We start from the raw sequence: 1,405 nt of genomic DNA, 5'->3' as shown, positions 1-1,405 counted from the left end.
AACTGGCGGAAGCCAAGACCAAGGCCAACGCGATCGGCCAGCAGGCCAACGACGCGGCTAAGGCCGAGGCCGACACCGCTCGCAAGAAGGTCGAGGCCGCGCTCGACGCCAAGCTTGGCGAAGCCGAGGCCCGCATCTCTTCCATCAAGGCCAATGCCATGAAGGAAGTCGGCAGCATCGCCGAGGACACCGCTTCGGCGATTGTCGAAGCCCTGGTTGGCGGCAAGGCCAGCAAGGCAGAGATCGCGGCCGCGGTCAAATCCGTGGCCCGGTGAGGAGCGCATCATGGACGCCACATCTCTCGCGACGCTCTGGGCCACGGTTGCCCTGGTCATCTTCCTGGGCATTGCCGTCTACATCAAGGTGCCTCGCCTGATCGCCAAGGCGCTCGACGCCCGCGCCGAAAGGATCAGCAACGAACTCGACGAAGCGCGCCGGCTGCGCGAGGAAGCCCAGCAACTGCTTGGCCAGTATCAGCGCAAGCGCAAGGAAGCCGAGCAGGAGGCCGCCGACATCGTCGCCGCCGCCAAGCGCGAAGCCGACTTGCTTGCCGCCGAAGCGCACAAGAAGACCGAGGACTATGTTGTCAGGCGCACCGCGCTTGCCGAGCAGAAGATCGGCCAGGCCGAGCGTGACGCCATCAGCGAAGTCCGCGCCAGCGCCGTCGACATCGCCGTAGAGGCAGCGCGCGCGCTGCTTGCCGGCAAGATCGACGCCAAGGCCGGTGCCGATCTGTTCAAGGCATCGCTTGCGGACGTGAAGTCGAAGCTGAACTAGAGGGTCCCGCTAGCCAATCATCGAAAGCCGCCCGGGCAACCTGGCGGCTTTTTGTTGTGGGCGGGGATAATCTCCCCCTCGAGGGGGGAGATCAGCTATCCATTCCGACGAAGCTCTCTTCCTCGACCACTTCAGCGCCACCCAGCCTGAACGGCGAAAACGATACGCGATGCAGCCGCGCCACCGGGCCATGCGCCTCGATTGCCGTGCGATGGCGAAGCGTGGCGTAGCCCATATGGACTTCGAAGCCGTAACGGTCGTGATGGTTGCCGCAGCCGCACATCATGCGATCACGCATCACCTTGGCGACGATCGAGGCGGCGGCGATCGACTGCGAACGCTGGTCGCCCTTGATCAGCGCGCGCCCTTCACAAGGCAGGCCAGGCGGCACGTCGCGTCCATCGGCAAGGGCGAGCTTCGGTCTGACCGACAGCCCTACCAGGGCGCGGCGCATGGCTTCCAGGCTTGCCTTGAGGATGTTGCTGCCGTCGATACCCTCGGCACTGATGGAGGCCATTGAGACCGCCTGCGCAGAGCCGAGAATTCGCAGGAACAAGGCTTCACGCTGCAGATGGCTGAGGCGCTTGGAATCGTCGAGGCCGTCGGGAATGTTGGCGGGATCGAGCAC

General features: G+C 64.8%; 2 protein-coding genes and 1 pseudogene. 2 read left to right on the top strand and 1 reads right to left on the bottom strand.

Features of this window, described 5'->3' with window-relative positions:
* A pseudogene (locus EN893_RS33985) lies at positions 1–275 on the top strand (ATP F0F1 synthase subunit B); the annotation flags it as partial.
* A 10-nt stretch (positions 276–285) separates the two neighbouring features.
* On the top strand, positions 286–777 hold the full coding sequence (locus EN893_RS33980) for a F0F1 ATP synthase subunit B (protein ID WP_127270951.1): 492 nt from the start codon (positions 286–288) through the stop codon (positions 775–777).
* A 91-nt stretch (positions 778–868) separates the two neighbouring features.
* On the opposite strand, the gene EN893_RS33975 is transcribed toward EN893_RS33980, so the two are convergent.
* Positions 869–1,405: ribonuclease HII (locus tag EN893_RS33975; RefSeq protein WP_128362175.1), on the bottom strand; the 537-nt coding region annotated here is incomplete at its 5' end.

It is taken from the genome of Mesorhizobium sp. M7A.F.Ca.CA.004.04.2.1 (assembly GCF_004022825.1).
Taxonomy (GTDB): Bacteria; Pseudomonadota; Alphaproteobacteria; order Rhizobiales; family Rhizobiaceae; genus Mesorhizobium.
Note: the sequence above shows the minus strand (reverse complement) of the source record. Positions and strands in the feature narration are given on the sequence as shown.